This is a genomic window from Williamwhitmania sp. (genome assembly GCA_035529935.1).
In the GTDB taxonomy this organism is placed as follows: domain Bacteria; phylum Bacteroidota; class Bacteroidia; order Bacteroidales; family Williamwhitmaniaceae; genus Williamwhitmania.
In genome coordinates this window covers 1-17,975 of record DATKVT010000091.1, presented here as the reverse complement: position 1 = coordinate 17,975, position 17,975 = coordinate 1, and the positions used below count along the sequence as shown (strand labels likewise).

The 17,975-nt window shown below is 41.8% G+C and carries 16 protein-coding genes; 6 read left to right on the top strand and 10 right to left on the bottom strand.

What is annotated here, in order from left to right; all coding sequences use genetic code 11:
• A partial coding sequence (locus tag VMW01_07165) for a kelch repeat-containing protein (protein HUW06023.1) occupies positions 1–469 on the bottom strand: 469 nt, incomplete at its 3' end.
• Between the two features lie 300 nt (positions 470–769).
• On the opposite strand from VMW01_07165, the gene VMW01_07160 reads away from it, so the two are divergent.
• Complete coding sequence (locus VMW01_07160; protein HUW06022.1) at positions 770–2,101, top strand: DUF4270 family protein; 1,332 nt, start codon at positions 770–772, stop codon at positions 2,099–2,101.
• Positions 2,094–3,329 (top strand): hypothetical protein, encoded by a 1,236-nt coding sequence (locus tag VMW01_07155; protein HUW06021.1) that lies wholly within the window; start codon positions 2,094–2,096, stop codon positions 3,327–3,329. The genes VMW01_07160 and VMW01_07155 overlap by 8 nt, the downstream gene beginning before the upstream one ends.
• 22 nt (positions 3,330–3,351) lie before the next feature.
• Here the strand turns inward: VMW01_07155 and VMW01_07150 are convergent, their stop codons facing one another.
• The 8 genes from VMW01_07150 to VMW01_07115 form a co-directional block, all read right to left on the bottom strand.
• On the bottom strand, positions 3,352–4,113 hold the full coding sequence (locus tag VMW01_07150; GenBank protein ID HUW06020.1) for a response regulator transcription factor: 762 nt from the start codon (positions 4,111–4,113) through the stop codon (positions 3,352–3,354).
• Positions 4,094–5,179, bottom strand: a complete 1,086-nt coding sequence (locus VMW01_07145; GenBank protein HUW06019.1) for a sensor histidine kinase — start codon at positions 5,177–5,179, stop codon at positions 4,094–4,096. Before VMW01_07145 ends, VMW01_07150 begins: the two co-directional genes overlap by 20 nt.
• Positions 5,180–5,799: 620 nt before the next feature.
• The gene (locus VMW01_07140) at positions 5,800–8,604 is read right to left on the bottom strand and encodes a two-component regulator propeller domain-containing protein (GenBank protein HUW06018.1); all 2,805 of its coding nucleotides are present in this window, start codon (positions 8,602–8,604) and stop codon (positions 5,800–5,802) included.
• Positions 8,605–8,858: 254 nt separating this feature from the next.
• On the bottom strand, positions 8,859–9,146 hold the full coding sequence (locus tag VMW01_07135) for a hypothetical protein (protein HUW06017.1): 288 nt from the start codon (positions 9,144–9,146) through the stop codon (positions 8,859–8,861).
• 279 nt (positions 9,147–9,425) lie between these two features.
• A complete protein-coding gene (locus tag VMW01_07130) occupies positions 9,426–10,106 on the bottom strand; it encodes a response regulator transcription factor (protein HUW06016.1) in 681 nt (226 codons plus the stop codon).
• A gap of 93 nt (positions 10,107–10,199) precedes the next feature.
• Positions 10,200–10,961, bottom strand: a complete 762-nt coding sequence (locus tag VMW01_07125) for a histidine kinase (GenBank protein HUW06015.1) — start codon at positions 10,959–10,961, stop codon at positions 10,200–10,202.
• Positions 10,946–11,575 carry a hypothetical protein gene (locus VMW01_07120; GenBank protein ID HUW06014.1) on the bottom strand — a complete coding sequence of 210 codons (630 nt, stop codon included), beginning with the start codon at positions 11,573–11,575 and terminating at the stop codon, positions 10,946–10,948. Before VMW01_07120 ends, VMW01_07125 begins: the two co-directional genes overlap by 16 nt.
• A 14-nt stretch (positions 11,576–11,589) precedes the next feature.
• A complete protein-coding gene (locus VMW01_07115; protein HUW06013.1) occupies positions 11,590–12,270 on the bottom strand; it encodes a hypothetical protein in 681 nt (226 codons plus the stop codon).
• 320 nt (positions 12,271–12,590) lie between these two features.
• On the opposite strand from VMW01_07115, the gene VMW01_07110 reads away from it, so the two are divergent.
• The 4 genes from VMW01_07110 to tnpA all read left to right on the top strand — a co-directional run bounded on the left by VMW01_07110 (position 12,591) and on the right by tnpA (position 16,146).
• Entirely contained in the window at positions 12,591–13,295 is a 705-nt protein-coding gene (locus tag VMW01_07110) for an NUDIX domain-containing protein (GenBank protein HUW06012.1), read from the top strand.
• A 12-nt stretch (positions 13,296–13,307) separates the two neighbouring features.
• Complete coding sequence (locus tag VMW01_07105) at positions 13,308–14,090, top strand: isochorismatase family protein (protein ID HUW06011.1); 783 nt, start codon at positions 13,308–13,310, stop codon at positions 14,088–14,090.
• Between the two features lie 10 nt (positions 14,091–14,100).
• The gene (pncB, locus tag VMW01_07100; GenBank protein ID HUW06010.1) at positions 14,101–15,252 is read left to right on the top strand and encodes a nicotinate phosphoribosyltransferase; all 1,152 of its coding nucleotides are present in this window, start codon (positions 14,101–14,103) and stop codon (positions 15,250–15,252) included.
• Positions 15,253–15,699: 447 nt separating this feature from the next.
• Positions 15,700–16,146: an IS200/IS605 family transposase gene (gene tnpA / locus VMW01_07095; protein ID HUW06009.1), complete on the top strand. Its 447-nt coding sequence runs from the start codon at positions 15,700–15,702 to the stop codon at positions 16,144–16,146.
• Between the two features lie 391 nt (positions 16,147–16,537).
• Here tnpA and VMW01_07090 read toward each other — a convergent pair.
• Positions 16,538–17,975 (bottom strand): glycoside hydrolase family 3 C-terminal domain-containing protein (locus VMW01_07090; GenBank protein ID HUW06008.1); only part of this gene is annotated, 1,438 nt, incomplete at its 5' end.

The following is a 17,975-nucleotide window of genomic DNA, read 5'->3' as shown; positions in this document are numbered from 1 at the left end:
CAAGTACATAACCATAATTGCCAACAGAGAAGGCTACTGATCCATATCTTGGGGAATCCGGAAAGTCTGCCACTTGTGTCCAAGTATTTAAGGTAGGATCGTACTCCCAGAAATCGTTAAGTTTGTTAGTACCATCATAGCCTAAGCCTACATAACCTTTACCGTTTGCTGCAAAAGCAACAGCGCCAGTTCTTCCAACTCCAGGAAAGTCAGCCAATCTCAGCCATTGGTTTTTTGATGGATCGTATTGCCACGAGTCAATTAACCGAAGCCTGTCATCCCCATCGTATCCACCGATTAAGTATGATTTGTCCCCAATTGTGAAGCCAACTGCATAACTTCGAGCAATCCCATCAAAATCATACCTGTTAACCCAGTTGCCCACCAAGTCAGTGCTACTACTTTTGTTACAGGAAGAAAAGAGTGATGGTATTATAAAAATCAGCCCAATTAAAAACGATTTTCTCATCGGAAATTCCTTTTAAATAAATGTTTTGTTTAAAATACAGCGTTGAAAGTATAAAAAGGGAGTATCTTTGACTAGGAATATCGACCAAATGTAAGAAAAAGTATACAAACTCTATACTGATCGTTATATTATTTAGCAAACGGCTCTATATTAATTTCTTATCATGATGTCTATGTTTCTATACTTTTTGACATTTTAATGTGGTAATAGGTATATTATTTTTTCTACCATTATTATTGCTTGACATCTTTGGTTATTATTTGAATGCATAAGCAGACTGTAGTTGAAAATTATGACTTTATGGGGATAGTTCGGTATTGTCTTATTATTTTGGGAATCGCTCTAGCAATTAATGAAAGTTCATGTGTAAAGGGAGATGAGGCCATAGGGTCACAGTTTATGAATAGCGACGTTAATGTTAAATACATTGATTCGCTTACAGTCAATTTTTCGTCTTTCCTTATGGATTCAATTATCTCCTCAAACAAGAATTTAGCTCTGGTGGGGAGTTATGTTGATCCAGAATCTGTCTTTGGGGTTACACAATCTACTAGCTATGTAATCTTTAATACTCCTGGCCTCGTATCGGTCGGTAATTCTTCAGGCTTGCTCGGTAATGCAGTATATGATTCGTTGATTCTAACACTGAAATATTCAGGTTTGTACTATGGTGATACCTTGCAGCCATTAAAGTTTAGTTTACATAGGGTAAATCAAGATATAGTCTTCCCAACGAGCAGCCAATACTTGTATAATACCTCCAGTTTTTCTTATGATGCAGATAGTATTGGAGAAATTGAAATTTTGCCGCGGCCTAATTCCGATCAAACAGTAACTATTAAGTTAGCTGGCAGCCTTGGAGCGGAATTCCTCGATAAGTTGGCCAATGGCTCTGATGAATTGGCATCACAAGACAATTTTGTTAATTATTTTAAGGGCATTGCCTTTGTTGCAGACCCTACCAACTCTTCTATTGTTGGATTCAATATTAATTCTACTTCTATGTATATGAACTTATACTATCATAATGAAGGGGATGTAGTAAACGTTTCACGAGATGTACAATTCAATCCTTGCCTACTAGATCACCAATTTAATCACATTTATAGCAATAGGACAAATTCACCTCTCACAAAGGATTTGAGTAATGTTCCTACTAACTCTTCTAATACTGGGAACTATTCCTTTGTTCAGGGGGGGACTGGAATAGTTACTCGGGTTGATTTCCCGTATCTTTCTAGCCTTCTGAAATACCATCCTAACATGCAAGTTTTGAGAGCAGTACTTGTAGTTCAACCAGTGGTGCCTCAAAATTTGGATTATTTGCCAAGTAACTTAAACCTTTATTTTACTAATAAATTTAATGATTTTGTTAGTATTGTAAACGATAGTAATGGCAATGCAGAAGGTGGCAATCTGAATGTTGATGGCGTTATTCCTAGCAACTCGACTTACAGTTGGGATGTAACCACCTTTGTTAATACGGTGCTTGGTACAAATAGTAGTAATTTGAATGGATTGTTAATTGTGCCTAATAATTACTCCGTATCTTTTGACCATGCTGTGATTGCAGATCCATTACGATCTCATTACAACACTAAATTAATTCTTTACATTGCCTCGCATGAATAAGCAAACGTTATTAGTTGTTTTGTTATCCCTTATTATTGGTTCAGCACATGCTCAAACGTTTACTAATTCACCATACTCATACTATGCGTTAGGTGAATTGGAACCTTCTGATTATGGAAGAACTAGTGGGATGGGAGGGGTCGGAATTGGGATTTCCTCTGGTCAATTCCTGAATAGGACAAATCCCGCCTCGCTTAGTAGTATTGACACGTTGTCTTTCTTGTTTGAAGTAGCTCTTTCTGCAAAGTATACTGACTATAAAACTTACAACCACGGATTTACTGCAACTAATAGTGGGATAAAAAAACTCTCAGTTGGCTTTCGATTAAATCATTTCTGGGCCACAAGTTTGGGTATTGCACCCTATAGCAATGTGGGTTATAATATTAACCAAACAGGAACCATTGAAGGAACCAATCAATCATATAACACTAATTACAAGGGTAATGGTGGACTAAGTCAGTTTTATTGGGCCAACTCTTTCAGACTAACTCATAGCCTTTCTGTGGGAGTGGATGCATCGTATATATTTGGTTCGATTACAAAAAGTGAAGAAATTACCTCCTCGGGTTTTGCAGGCTATTATTCCTTGAGTAATAATTACACACCTAATAACTTGTATTTCGATTTAGGGTCGCAATACAATGGAAAAATTAATAATTGGGATTATGTTGTTGGCGTTACAGGTGGATTTAAAACGGCATTAACCACTGCGAAATATTTAACAGTTGAAACTGCTACCACTACCGCCTCTTCAGATATTCCAACTACTGTTTTCAATCAATCAATACCCGCGTTCTGGGGTTTGGGTGCATCGATGAAATCGAAGAGTTGGACCTTGGCTGCTGATTATAAAGTGCAGTACTGGGGTAGTTTGGTGGATCAGAACGGTCAGCATATCTATGCCAATAGTCGAAAGATTGCACTCGGTGTCGAATATCTTCCTGGTGTTTCTGTACCTCGGTTTCTATACCAACGAATGGTATATCAAGCTGGCTTCCACTATGACCAATCCTACCTAAGGCTTAGAGGAGTAAATCTTGATGGGTATGCTGTTACTGTTGGGGTCGGGATTCCTGGGAGAAGAGAAAGGTCATTTATGGGTATGTCATTCGAAGCTGGGAAAAGAGGTTCATTAAGTAATGGTTTAATCAGGGAAAACTATTACCAAATTAATGTCAGCTTAAGTCTTAATGACATTTGGTTTGTTCGACCAAAATACCAATAAAACATTACGGTTATAGGTTTTATTAATTTCCTGAATTGAATTTCTGGAAGAATATATCCTTATAGCTTTCGCCGATTGGAATCCACTTCTCACCTATTACGATCCGATTCTTTGTAACGGAGTTAATTTTTGACATCGATACAATGTAGGATTTATGCACCCGAGTGAAACCTTCTTCTGGAAGTTTTTCGTATATGGACTTTATGTTTAGGTGGGTAATTATGGGCTTCAGCTCTTTGGCCGTGAAAATCTTTACGTAATCCTTTAGTCCTTCAATGTATACTATACTATCTAAATTGATCCTCAACGTTTGATAGTCCGCCTTTACCAGTAGAAATTGGTTGGGTATGATTTCTGAAGTTGCTGCAATTGGGATTGATGGCGATAAGCTCGTAGTTGCAGACTGTTGGTGCTGAATGCTTTGTTGAATGAGCAGGTGTAAATCATATGCCTTATTTACTGCTTTAAGAAACCTATCGAAAGGGATAGGCTTTAAGAGGTAGTCAACAGCATTTAAGTTAAAACCTTCAATGGCATATTCCATGAAGGCGGTGGTGATTATAAAGAGAGGCTTGGTTCCTAGGCTATTAATAAAATCTATCCCTGAGATGTTCGGCATTTGAATATCGAGAAACAGGAGATCTATTTTTTGCTTACGTAGTATCTCGTAGGCTTCAGATGCACTGAAACACTTTCCTTGAAGATCGAGGAACGGGATATGTTTGATGTAGTCTTCAATTATTTTAAGCGCTAAAGGCTCATCGTCAAGAATTAAGCAATTCATCAGGTGCTAGATTTATGTGCAAATCTACCGTAAAAAGTTGATCCTCTTGTATTGAAAGACGAAAATTGCCAGGATATAGCAATTCGAGTCGTTTTTTTACATTTTTTAGACCAACTCCTGATGAAACGAGATTAACTCTGTTTTGTTGTATATGTGGGTTTTTAACGCAGAAATGGAGCGTGTTATCTTCTACTAACGCAGAAATGGAGACGGTGGTAGGTTGGGTGTAGTCAATGCCATGCTTAAATGCATTCTCCACGAACGGAATAAGTAGCATGGGACCAATCTGATGGCTTTGCACACCTAAATGAGCAGTAAATTCAATACTTACATTGTTGTTGAGCCGTAGCCTTTGCAGGTCGATATAGTTTTGAATATAGTCGATCTCTTTTGCCAAAGGCACTCTATCTTTTACCGCTTCATATATTATGTAGCGCATTATTTCTGAGAGCTTGAGTATGGCTACTGGCGATTGGTCAGACTTGGTTTGGGCAAGATAGTAAAGGTTGTTTAAGGTATTGAAAAAGAAATGTGGGTTAATCTGCGATTTCAGAAATAGAAGTTCTGCTGATAATTTCTCATTTTGAATCTCTTTTCTCTTTTCCTCATTGAGGTATAGGCTCTGAGTTGCTTTTATGCTGGTACTAATCGCAAGGATCATTAGTCCGATTATAGCCCCCAATGCACCAGCGTGGTTAGGTAATTCTAACTGAAAGAGTGAGGTAATATGGCCAGAAAAGGATGTCGATTGCTGAGGGTTGGTAGCCATGTTAAAGCTGCTTGGAGAGATTATGACTAACCACCTCACCGCGAAAAATATTACAGTAAGGGATACAGTACAGAATAGGAAGTATTGAGTTAACTGCTTGCTGGGTAGGGAATAAGGAGCAAATAGTAGATAGTTGAGATAAAAAAGACCAATAAAGAGGCTCCAGATGATAAATTGTGTTAATGAATTATGCGCAATGGGCTGCTGCATAAATACATACTGAATTATGGTAAAGACCAAGATCCAGATGATGGTGTGCAGCGCAGCTGCAAATATTTTCTTCCGAACGAATCCCATTTTATTCAAACTAGGGTAAAGTTAATTGTCTGGTAGGCAATAGGATTATAAAATAGATTAAACACAGTAGATGGTGGATAAATTCGTAGAAAGAGGAGACATGTTTATCCAACTGTTGCCTAAGTGTGGATGTATTCATTCTTGAGGTAAACATATACGCCACAACAGGTAATGTTTTTTCTTCTCTTCAATGAATATCTTCAGGAGACTTAATAACTACAGCTCTTTGCTACATAAATCCCATACATAAGAATTGTTTCAAAACATTAACCTTGTAACAGTTCGTAGTTAATTAAATACCTATGAAATGACTTTTTGTGTGGATAACGTAGAGTTATACAACTTCATTTAGATGTTTAATCGAATTATGACGACAAATACTGATGCATAGTAAACACCAAATGGTGGAACCTTGGTCTTTTGTCTTGCGGCGAGTTGTGAACGAAAAATGGATATGAATACTAAAATTAAGGTTTTCTGCAGTATCTAATTCTATACTGCTTAAGCGTGAGAGTCTGCTCTCTCATACAGCTTAAATACCCATTTAACAACTTGCTCAATGGCCTTTTTACAGTAATAACATTTTCAAAAAACGGGATGCTGACTGTTGGTCTTAAGCGCTATTCTTTGTCGGGAGAAATGCTCATTAGGTATTCTGTTAGGTTGTCGTTATGCGACAGCCCAAGTTTTCGTCGAAGCCGGTACCGTCCAATTTCAACGCCCCGGTCGGAGATATTCAGTAGCCGTGCTATCTCCTTTGTTGTAAAGTTCATTCGCAGGTAAGAGCAGAGGCGCAGGTCATGAGGTGTAAGGTTAGGGTTGTTTTCTTTTAGTGTTTTAAAGAATCCCTGCTCCGAGAGTTGCAGGTTGTTTATTGCACCCTTCCACTCTTCTGTCTGAAGATCAAGCCCCTGGGTTATAATTTTTTCAATATCTCTAATGTGCTTTATTGGGTATTTTGATGAGTCGATCTTAAGCTGTGATACCTTGGTTTGCAGTTGGGTGAGTATTTCGTTTTTCTGCATGAGGTAGCGCATGGTAAGCATTAGCTCATTGGTTTTTAGGCTCAGTTCACTTTCAAGTCGATTTTGATTTATGGCGTAAGCCTTCAGTTGGTTCTTCTTGCGCACCTCCACCGTGAAAATTCGTTTAAACAAAATGATAATACCACTTGAAAGAAACAGGTAAAGAAGATAGGCGTACCATGAGATGTACCATGGTCTGCTTATTGTAAATTCAACCTCCGCAAAGGTTGTTCCTGTTTCCGTTCTAATTTTTAGGTGGTAAGTTCCATATTTTAAATTGAGGTAGGAAATGTTGTCGAGAGAGGTCTTATGCCATTGACCATCTACCTCCTCGAGCATGTAAAAAAAGTTCTTTTCCACCTGTTCTAGTTCGGAAGGAAATGCAAACCATACCGTTACATTGTTGAAGGAGAAAGGAACCGTAATTCGGACGGAAGAATGGAGACTAAAGGTCTTAGTTTTTCTCCGTGAGTTAAATTCTAGCCTAGTGATAATGGGAACTTTAAGGAGCGAGGTTTTTTTAGCCAGATTGAGGTTGCAAATGGTGAATAGGCTGTTGTCGGAAATAAGAACCGATTGTGATGAAAGGGGAAGTATGTTTATGTCGCGCGATGTAATTTCTGCGTTGCTGTGAAGTAGCTCAATGCGCTTTGTTGCCACAAAATCTTTCGATATCTCGAATAGCGCCAACTTATCAGGAAGAATGAACCAGTATTCATTCTTTTCGTAAGCAACAATTTGCTTAGCATGGGCATACTCTTTTAAAGAGTTGTTGAGCGAAACAAACGGAATGATTTTTTTCTGATCGTAGTCGTACTTGTATATTTGATTGGAGGAGGTGAATACAATCCTGTTGTTGATGGCAAAAACATCGAAATTTGATTCCTGAGCATTTGGGCTTTGGTAGAACTCCGATTTGGCTACGGAGTCCATTTTGTCATTTAATTCCAGCTTATATACACCCCGCTGAGGATGGGCAGCCCAAATGTAGCCGAGGTAGTCAACCTCTATGTGGCGGGTTGGCTCAAAATATCCCTGAATTCGATGATGCAGCCGCCAGCTGTTGCCTTGCTTTTGGAGCATAACCAAGCCCGTATAGGTTCCTTCAACCAACTTTCCGGCATATGGCTTGATCGCCCAGCAGCCTGTGACATCAGAAATTTTCTCAAGCCCATTTTCCTTTACTAAGTAGGTGCCGTTGTTATGCCCGCAAAATATTTGGCCATCAAATTTGGCAAGCGTCCATACCTGTTCTTGGCTACCCGGAATCATTTTGATATTTGAAAAATTGTAGCTGTTGTTTATCTCAATAATATCGGCTACAAAAAGGCCATGGTTGGTACCAATATAGAGCTTGTCGCCATCACGAAGAACTGCATAAACCGTTCCGAGCGTTCCGCTTGGGTTGAAGTATGGGGTAAATGGATTTTCCAAGCCAATGTACCCGACGCCCTCGTCAAGGCCAACCCATAATCCATTATAGCTGTCGCGGTAGAGCGAGAGTACCGTGTTGTTTTTTAGGCCATTGGAGTAGTTGTAGTGGCGGGTAATCTGACCTTTATCGTTACAAAAGGCAACACCATTAAGAATGGTACCAAAGGCGAAAAGAGTGTCGTTTACTTGAATACCTCCATTGCAATTGTAATCACTAAGAAAAGTAGATATCTCCGAATCAAAGTGTTTAAACTTCTCTCCATTAAAAGTATATAGACCATTTCTGTCAGTGCAAATGAAGAGACTTTTATTCGTCTGTGGTATAATAGCATGAACCTTCGAACGATTAAATATTTCGCTGCCCGGAATAAATGTGAAGTTTTCTCCATCAAAGTGGTATAACCCTTCGCTTAACCCCTGAACAATAAACTGGCCATTTACAGGAAACATAAATAGGATGATCGTAGGGGCGGAAATGCGCTTTACCGTTTTGTAGTCGTACACATATATCGATGTGAATGACTGAAAGTAAACTTTTCCTTTTTGAATATAAATCTTCCAAATTTCGTCATTCTGAGGAATGGATACTTTGGCTGTAAGTGAATGGTAGTGCAGATTGCTGCCATCTTCCTCTGTCCAGTAGCCAAAATCCTCAAAAGCCCCAGTGAAGATTAAACCCTTATTGTCTATCTGCACCGACCGGATAATTTTATGCTCCGGATGTTTCCATATTCTGGCCGAAACGCCGTCGTATTCTATTAGCCCTTGGGTGTTGGCAAAGTATATTAGATGATTTACCGGATTTTGACAGATGCCCCAGTTCTGGCTTGAAATGTTGATGTTCCCGGACAGGTGAGGTTTTATTTCATGGCCTGGGCCACTCCCAAAAACAGGGCTGGATGGCCTTAGCATACACCCAATTGCGGTAAGCGTAACAACTATTCGATAGAGGGAATGCATAGTCATGCGAATGGACTGATTACATCGCTAATATACATTATTTGGCGAAAGTACCAATGGGGTTGGTTGGGTTGGTTACCATCGATACCTTACATATCATTAGTATGATGAACGAAGCATCATCTGTCTAAAAATAATAACTCCATGAGATGCCCGTTGGCATTCATGGAGTTATCCGCCGCAATAAACTCTAGCGCTAAATCATGGTAATTAATTCGTCCTCTTCTCCTCAATTACCCGATGACCAGTTATAGAGTATTCTATTTGTTGATGGAGAAAGAGCAACGTCCTTCAACATCTCCTATTATCTGATTATTTGAAATTGCAATACCACGCCACACCTCATTCTCCTCGGCATCGGAACTTATTAGTATAATTTCGTTGGTGGTAATTGCTCCGAAAAAGGTGGTCTTCTTTGCTTCGTTATAGCGATCGATGGTGACAAAGGAGCGATTCCTGTTAACCTTGGTAACAACCATTCTGCCTTCAGAAAGGGCTTTCCACTTCAGCTCGCTACCTTCGAAAATTAGATTTGCAACATTTGCCATGACCGTACTCTTGAGGTTACAATGACGCAATCAAGCTGACATGAGCTGTTGAAAAGAATCAAAATGATTGCGGCGGTAATTCTTTATTAATGGCTGCAAGATAGCTTGAGGCCAATGCTCCGTCAATACGTATTTTTACGTATTTTGAGAATAGGAGCAAATACTCCAACATGTTTCAAGAAGTGGCTTTGGTTGGTTAGGAAATCTTTGCTATTAAACGAACTATTACTACTTGTGAGCAAAGATGTTACTGCTGGTGTCGACAGAACACAATGCGAGTTAATTTTGGTTTGTTTCAATGGAGGCTATACCGGCTCTAATGCCGTAGAGAACCATCTCAACTGTGTTGCGGCTACCCGTTTTTTCCATTATATTGCGTTTATGTACCTCAACGGTTCTAACGCTTATGAATAGTTCATCGGCAATTTCGGTGGGAGATAGCGCTTGACACAGGAGCCTCAAAATATCCTCTTCGCGCTTAGAAAGGCTTTTGTTTGGCTCCCGAATACCATCATTGCTTTGGGAACTTCTTTGCATGAGCACTACCTGCTCGCGGGTATAGTAGTAGCTGTGCTCCATAACTGTTTGGATTGCTCTAATTAACTCATCCTCCGAGCAATCTTTAAGTAGATAGCCATTCACGTCCTGCTCAAGCATCTGCTTAATGCTATCCTGCTGTTGAATCATGGATAGGATTATGATTTTCACCTCTGGGAAATCTTTTTTTATGTGCTTGGTGGCCTCCATTCCATCCATTTCTGGCATCATTAGGTCGAGGAGCACCAGCGATGGCAATGGGGTTGTTGTTTTTAGTATATCCAAAACTTCTCGTCCGTTGGAGGCTGGGTAGACCTTTCGAATGAAGGGAAAGTCCTCAACAATTCGCATAACTCCTTTGCGGAAGAGGTTATGATCGTCGGCAACAATAATGTCGAATGGTTTAATTGACGAAGGACTCATGGTTGCGGCGGTTTATAATCCAACTCAGTAATGTGCTAACAACAAACAAGCCACCAAACCAAAAGTTTATTGGAGCATGCTGTGGGGCTCTACTCAATGGTTTGGCACCCAGATGTGGTAGGCGGTTACTTTTCCTGCTTGCACCTCCATTCTGTAAGTAGCGCCAATAAAGTTAATCCTATTTTCAATGGTTTTGAGACCTTGACTACTTTTGGCCATCCCTTTCTCGTAGTCGAACCCCTGTCCATTATCGGCATAGGTAATGTTTAGCTGCGTTGCCGTCTCTTCCAAGGTGATATTTATGCTGTTCCCTCCCGAATGCTTAACGCTGTTGTTTATCAGCTCCTTTAGGGCGCGATAGAGGTTGATGGCCACCGTGGGATTCAGCTGCTTGAGTTCGCTGGTTGCGGAGAGGTTAAGCTCAATTGCTCCTTGACTTACAATGCTCCCAAGATCGCGAAGTGCCGCTACTAACCCCTGCTTTTCAATGAGCGGTGGAACAAGATCGTGCGAAATTTCCCTTACCCGGCTCACCGTTTGCTTGAGCTCGTGTAGCAGCTCTTCGAAGGAGTTTTTCACCGCTTCTGATTCTACATTTTTGAGCTGCGAGGAAAGGCTCATGGCAATAAACGATAGGTTGGCACCAACCTCATCGTGCAGGTCTTTGGCAAGCCGCTCACGCTCCTTTTCTAGGCCCACAATCTCACTCTTTACCAGTGCATCCTTGTGTGCTAACTTCTCCGTAACCAACTTCTTGTTATACATGCTGATTACCGCTATAATTATGGCCGTTAACGCAAAGAACATTAACGTGCCAACAATAATCACCTGAAAGAGGGTTAGGTTTTCGAACATCGCAGAAAGGCTATGCAGATAAAGAGAATCATGATGCCGTAGAAAATGGAGTTTAATGCCCAGATAATAAATGCCTGCTCCTTAGGCAATAGCAATATTTGGTTACTTGCAGCGGCAATGAGAAATGTAGGGGCGCTGTAGATCATTAGCCCCGCGCTAATCCAAAAGCGGGGGCTATGCGAGAGCTTATCTGTTTTGCTGTTTTCCTGAATGGTGAGGGTTAATCCCCCGAGAAAGATGGAAATAGTTTCCACCATTTTTAGTAGGTTGAGGTAGCCCAGTTTGGAGTTGAAAGTTGAGAGAAATACAACTACAAAAATTGCCCCAGAGGTAACAATACCCCGTCTAAACCATTTGTGTTGTGAACTGAACCAAAAAAATGCTCCAAGTATTACAAACTCTATTACAATATCAGAATTGTAGTAGAATAGATTATTCATTCCCAATTCACCGTAAACAAACATAACTACCCCGTTTACAAAGCTGTAAACGAGGTAGTAAAAAATAATTAAACTTAAACCATCCAATTTTCTATACCTAATGAGGCCAATGATTATGGCAATAATGGTAAAAAAAAATACCCCATTGATTAGGTAGTAGAAAAACTGTGTCATATAATTTTTTTTGGTTAAGGTTCATTACCAGCACAAACAGGCGGGCATGGACAGAGAGCATCTAAGTAATCGTCGGATCCCTTTAGTGTGGAATCGCTGGTTGCAGAGACCAGATTGAGCAGCATTTTTAGCTCATCAACCTCGGTGCAGCCAAGATCTATATAAACCTTACTCTTTTTGCTCGACATGGTTGTAATATCGGCTCTGGGCACAAGGAAGGAGTTAACCTTAAAGTCGAATGTTTTGGGTAGCTGCGCCCATGCCGTTGCCTCCTCTTTTAGCAGCATAAAGGAGCATGGCTCCCAATCCTTCCCGTTGAAGTGAAATACCACGTTGGTATCGATGGTATACTTACCGGCCTCCTCAACTCCTTTAGCAAATAGCGAGAATAGGCTACTTTCCTTATCCACGCTGGAGTAGCCAAAGTAAAACTTTACACGAAGAGCGGTATCGGCAGCAAGAGGCTTGAGAATGGCCTCTCCAACGGGGGTGTGCTTCACAAATTGATAGTCGGGGTAGTGGCCGTTGTTCAGGCGCTTAATCCACTTTTGGGCATCGGATGGTGGAACACTGTTGGCGTCCAATGGAGTTTTTGTTGTGGAGGTGCAGGCGCTGCCCATAAAGAGCATTGCTGAAACAGCAATAAAGCCTAAGTAACGAAAGGCTGATTTAAGGTTTTTGGAATTCTTCTTCATAGTCAATTTGTTTTAGGTTAGTAGTATTGGATTTTCTCAACGGTGATTGTATGAATTGATATATTCGTTTTCTTGATTTCCATTTAGCATGTTATTTGGTCAATTTTTGCCCTTTAAAGTTATACATTAATGTGTTTTGCTTACCAAAGAACGTTCTCTTTTTGCCTGTGATTATTGTCTTTTTTTATTAGCACCAATATATCTTATGTTAATGGGTAGTCAATGTTTTTTTTAAAATGCATCAATGTGTAAAAAATACACGATAAATGTTTGTTTTTTCATTTTTTGCATCTTTCTTTGCGTAAAATAAACGCAAAGATATGGAGCCAACAAAAGGGCAATATTGCTACGATTATCCCAGACCTGCCGTAACTACCGATTGTGCAATTTTCGGCTTTGATGCCGGTGAACTGAAGGTTTTACTTATCGAGCGTGGCATTGAGCCTTTCAAAGGGCGCTGGGCCTTACCCGGTGGTTTCCTCAACATGGATGAAAATGCCGACGATTGTGCTCGTCGCGAGTTAATGGAGGAAACGGGCGTGGAAAACCTGTTTATTGAGCAGCTCTACACCTTTAGCGATGTAAACCGCGACCCTCGAGGACGGGTAATTACTGTTGCCTACTACGCATTAATTAAACTTTTGGACTATAGGATTGAGGCTGGCGACGACGCTGGTAAGGCGCAGTGGTTTCCCATCTCCAAGGTTCCTTTGCTAGCATTCGATCACGATCATATTTTCCGCGTTGCCCTTAACCGGCTGAAGGGCAAAATTCGTTACCAGCCCATCGGCTTCGAACTACTGCCCGAAAAGTTTACCATGCCCGAGCTGCAGAACCTCTACGAGTCTATTCTGGGTGTGACCCTGGACAGGCGTAATTTTCGAAAGAAGATAATGGGAACAGGCGTAATTGTGGAACACGAGGAGTGCGTAACCGGAGTTCCTCACAAGGGTGCACGCTACTTCAGCTTCGATAAGGCAAAGTATCAGGAGCTTACCGAGCGAGGATTCAACTTTGAAATTTAACAGATTTTAAAAATGATGAAGACCGCCCTTTTTATAATTGATATGCAGAATGACTTTTGCCTACCTGCCGGAGCTCTCTACGTTCCCGGGGCGGAACAGGACACCGAGAGGCTTAGTCGTTTTATCAAGCACAATGCTTCGAAACTTGACAGTATAATACTAACGCAAGATAGCCATCAGGTGATGGATATTGCGCATCCTGGATTTTGGAGGAACATAGCCGGAGATAGGCCACTACCGTTTACTGGAATTTCGCTGGAAGAGGTTGAACAAGGCGTATGGAATCCTCTTTTTGAGCGGGAGCAGGTGCTGGAGTATTTGAAAGCGTTGGACAGCCAAGGGGAGTATCCACATACCATTTGGCCGGAGCACTGCCTTATGGGAAGTGAGGGGGCGGCCATTACTCCCAGCGTTATGCAAGCCGCAAGGGAGTGGGCTGCCGATGGGCGATTTTACAGGTTGGTTGTAAAGGGAACCAATCCGTTCACCGAGCATTTTGGAGCCTTTAGGGCTAATGTACCACTACCATCGGCTCCTGAAACGCAGATGAATATGGCATTGCTTGATGAGCTGACTCATTATCAAAGGATAGTGGTGGCAGGAGAGGCTCGCAGCCATTGCGTAGCCAACACCATACGTCAGCTGTTCGACTATCCTGAGTTGGTTGCTAAGCTCTACCTTTTGAACGATTGCATGAGTAACGTTCTGGGATTTGAGCAGCTGGCAGAACCAATATTCAACCGGGCTGCACAGTTAGGTGCCACAATTACATCATCAACGAGAATACAACTTTAATAGCTTCGATATGATTATTCGTGATTTGCTTGATAACGATCTCTATAAGTTTACTACCATGAACGCCATTCAAAAGAAGTTCCCCACGGCGGAGGTAGTTTATCGTTTTGTAAACAGGGGAAATACTTCATTTCCTAAAGGTTTTGGCGCTGAATTACGCAAGGAGGTTGATGCCATGCGGGTCTTAACCTTAACGCAGGAGGCTGAGGAGTTTATTCGTCGTAAATGCTACTACTTTGAACCGGTATTTGTTGATTTGCTTAAGGGTTACCGTTTTGACCCAGCCGAGGTTGAGATATCGCAGAATGGAGGCGATTTGGAGGTAGAAATACGGGGACCTTGGTACCGTACCGTGCTTTGGGAAGTTCCGGTGATGGCCATTATTTCGGAACTTTATTTTAGATTAACTGGACAGCAGACCGATAATTATAAGCCCAGAATTGTGGCAAAGGCTAAGGAGTTTGTGAACATTGGTGCAGAGGTATCGGAGTTTGGTACGCGCCGGCGTTACTCCTTTGAAATACAGAATACCATGGTGGGCATACTAAAGGAGCACATGGGCAAGTTGCTCAATGGTACCAGCAACGTATATTTGGCAATGAAGCATGGTTTAACACCATTGGGAACCCACCCGCACGAGTGGTTTATGTATCATGGAGCACACTTTGGGTACCGTATGGCCAACTCCATTGCGCTCGATAACTGGGTGGATGTGTATCAAGGTAGCTTGGGTATTGCGCTCACCGACACCTATACCTCCGATAATTTCTTCAAAAGTTTCAACACCAAGCATTCTAAACTCTTCGATGGTGTTCGTTGGGATAGTGGAGACCCGTTGGAGTTTACCGATAAAACACTGAATCACTACCAACGTTACCGGATTGATGCTAGGAGTAAAACCATTGTATATAGCGATGCGCTCGACTTGGAAAAGGTGAAGGAGATAAAGCAGTATGTTAATGGTAGGCTCCACGACGTGTATGGTATTGGTACCTACCTCTCGAACGACGTTGGTGTACAGCCGTTGAACATGGTTATAAAGCTATTTGCAGCAAAGCCTGCAGGATGGACCACGTTTGTGCCAACAGTAAAGCTTTCCGACGTGGAGGGAAAGCACACAGGAGAGCCAAGAGAAATAGAATTTTGCCTACAAACCATTTAGGTGTGTTTGAATAGCTGGCATTCAATACCTTTCGCCCCTTCAGGGCTTCCACGAATCTGCGATGGCATACACAGGGCTTTGCTACGCGCAGCCCTGTGCTGTTACGTTTCGGGGCGTTGCCCCTGATTGGTTCCTACAAACCTGGTTCTAACCATTTTACCGGTTTAAGGTCGTTCGCTCTGAAGGAGCGAGATGTAACAGCACAGGGTGGAACCCTGTGCATAAGCCACCGGTAGGATTTGCGGGCTGAAGGCCCGAGATGTATTTAATTTTCCAAAGTATTTCTCATTCACCAATTGACATTTACGATGGAATATTGTAATTTGTGTTCAATGCCTTGCCAACAAAAGTGTTGGGAATAGAATGGTTTAGCCTAATGAGTTTCCATCCATATCTACAATAGGACAAAAGGCATAAAGTGGAGATGTTAATCAATTTATTGAAAATATGCCCCAATCATTAGCCAAGGTTTACCTCCATATTGTATTTGGAACAAAAAATAGGCAGAACTTTATACTTGAATCAATTAGGGTGGAGCTTCAATCCTATATAGTTGGTATTCTTTCGAAAACTGGATCGTATACAACCGAACTCTATTCCAATCCCGATCACATCCATATTCTTTGCACACTGCCTCGCACCATTACCATGGCAAATCTTGTCGCTACAATCAAAGTTAGCTCTTCAAAATGGTTAAAGAGTAACGGACTTTCGCAGTTTGACTGGCAGGACGGTTATGCTATTTTTTCAGTAAGTGCCTCAAAGGTTGACAATATAAAGCAATACATTCAAAATCAGGTGATCCATCATGGGACAGTTTCATTCAAGGATGAGCTGCGGGATTTTTTCAAACAGTATGCGGTTGATTATGATGAACGGTATGTATGGGATTAACTCCGTAGGTTTATTGTTGCGATGAAAGGTGTATATTACCTTTCGCCCCTTCAGGGCTTCCACGAATCTGCGATGGCATACACAGGGCTTTGCTACGCGCCGTCCTGTGCTGATACGTTTCGGGGCGTTGCCCCTGATTGATTGCTATAAAACGGGTTCTAACCATTTTACCGGTTTAAGGTCTTTCGCTCAGAAGGAGCGACATGTAAAAGCACAGGGTTAAACGAAGTGCAACCCTGTGTATAAGCCGCCGGTAGGATTTGAGGGCTGAAGGCCCGAGATGTAATAAATTTACAAGGAAGGTATTGCAGCTGATATTAAAAAGATGGCCGAAGGGAATCCCGAACCCTCCGGCCAAACCTAAACCCAATAAAACCTGAAAACGACTCTCCTATTTGAGAGTAAATCTTGCCATATTTGTTTGTGCCGAGTTAGGACCAATATGTATCTCAAATACCCCCGGATCCCAAGAGTAATCCATGTTGCTGTGATAGTATTTCAAATCGTTGGGAGTGAGCTTAAAGGTAACCGTAACGCTTTGTCCAGCAGGAATGAAAACCTTCTTAAACCCTTTTAGCTCTAGAACCGGTCTGGTAACCTCACCGACCAAATCGCGAACATAGAGTTGAATAACCTCCTCGCCGTTAACCTTACCCGAATTCATTACACTTATCCTTGCTACAATGGTGTCGTTGGCAGTGTATTCGTTTTTGTCGAGCACCACGTTGGAGTAATCGAAGGTGGTGTAGCTAAGTCCATAGCCGAACGGGTAGAGCGGGTCGTTGGAGCAGTCGATGTATTTCGACTTGTACTTCTCAACTTTTGAAGGATCAACAGGGCGTCCTGTATTCTTGTGGTTGTAGTAAATGGGAATTTGTCCCATATTTCTTGGGAAGGACATAGTTAACCTACCCGATGGATTATACTTTCCAAAAAGAACGTCGGCCACGCCATTTCCAGCCTCGGTGCCACCAAACCATGCCTCAAGAATGGATGGAGCAATGGCATCGAGATTTGTTATAGTAAGAGGTCGACCATTGAATAGCACAACTACCGTGTTCGGATTTGCCTTGATCACTGTTTCTGCCAGCATTTGCTGAACTCCAGGAAGGTCGATATTGCTTCTACTAGCAGCCTCACCGCTCATGTCGCGGCTCTCTCCAAGCGCAAGAATTACCACCTGTGCACCTCGAGCCGCAGAAACAGCTTTAGCAATACTTGCAGTGGAGTTATCGTTAATGTTACAACCCTTTTCATAGGTGATTTTTGTGTTAGGTGAAAGTGCATTTTGTACACCTTCGAGGAGTGAAATGCACTTGTTTCCATCACCAGCTGCCGACCAGCTGCCGAGCATGTCCTGCTTAGCATCGGCAAGAGGTCCAATCACTGCGATAGACTTAACCGAGGAGGAGAGTGGGAGCACATTGTTCTTGTTTTTCAAAAGAACGCATGATCGAGCGGCAAACTTGCGGGCAAATTCCATGTGCTCGGGAGTCATAATTTCGGTTTTCTCCCTAGCATTGTTGCAGTAGCGGTAAGGATCGGAAAAGAGCCCCAACTCATACTTAGCCACAAGGATGCGCTTAACCGCTTCATTGATTGTTTTCACAGAAACTTTTCCCTGCTTAACAAGCCCAGCTAAGTATTTATTATAAATATCTCCCTGCATGTCCATGTCGACTCCGGCATTGATAGCCAATCTACCGGCATCTGCAGAGTCGGCAGCCACGCCATGTGGAATTAGCTCGTTGATAGAGGTGTAATCGGTAACAACAAATCCTTTAAAACCCCATTGTTTACGAAGAACGTCGTTGAGGAGCCAACCATTG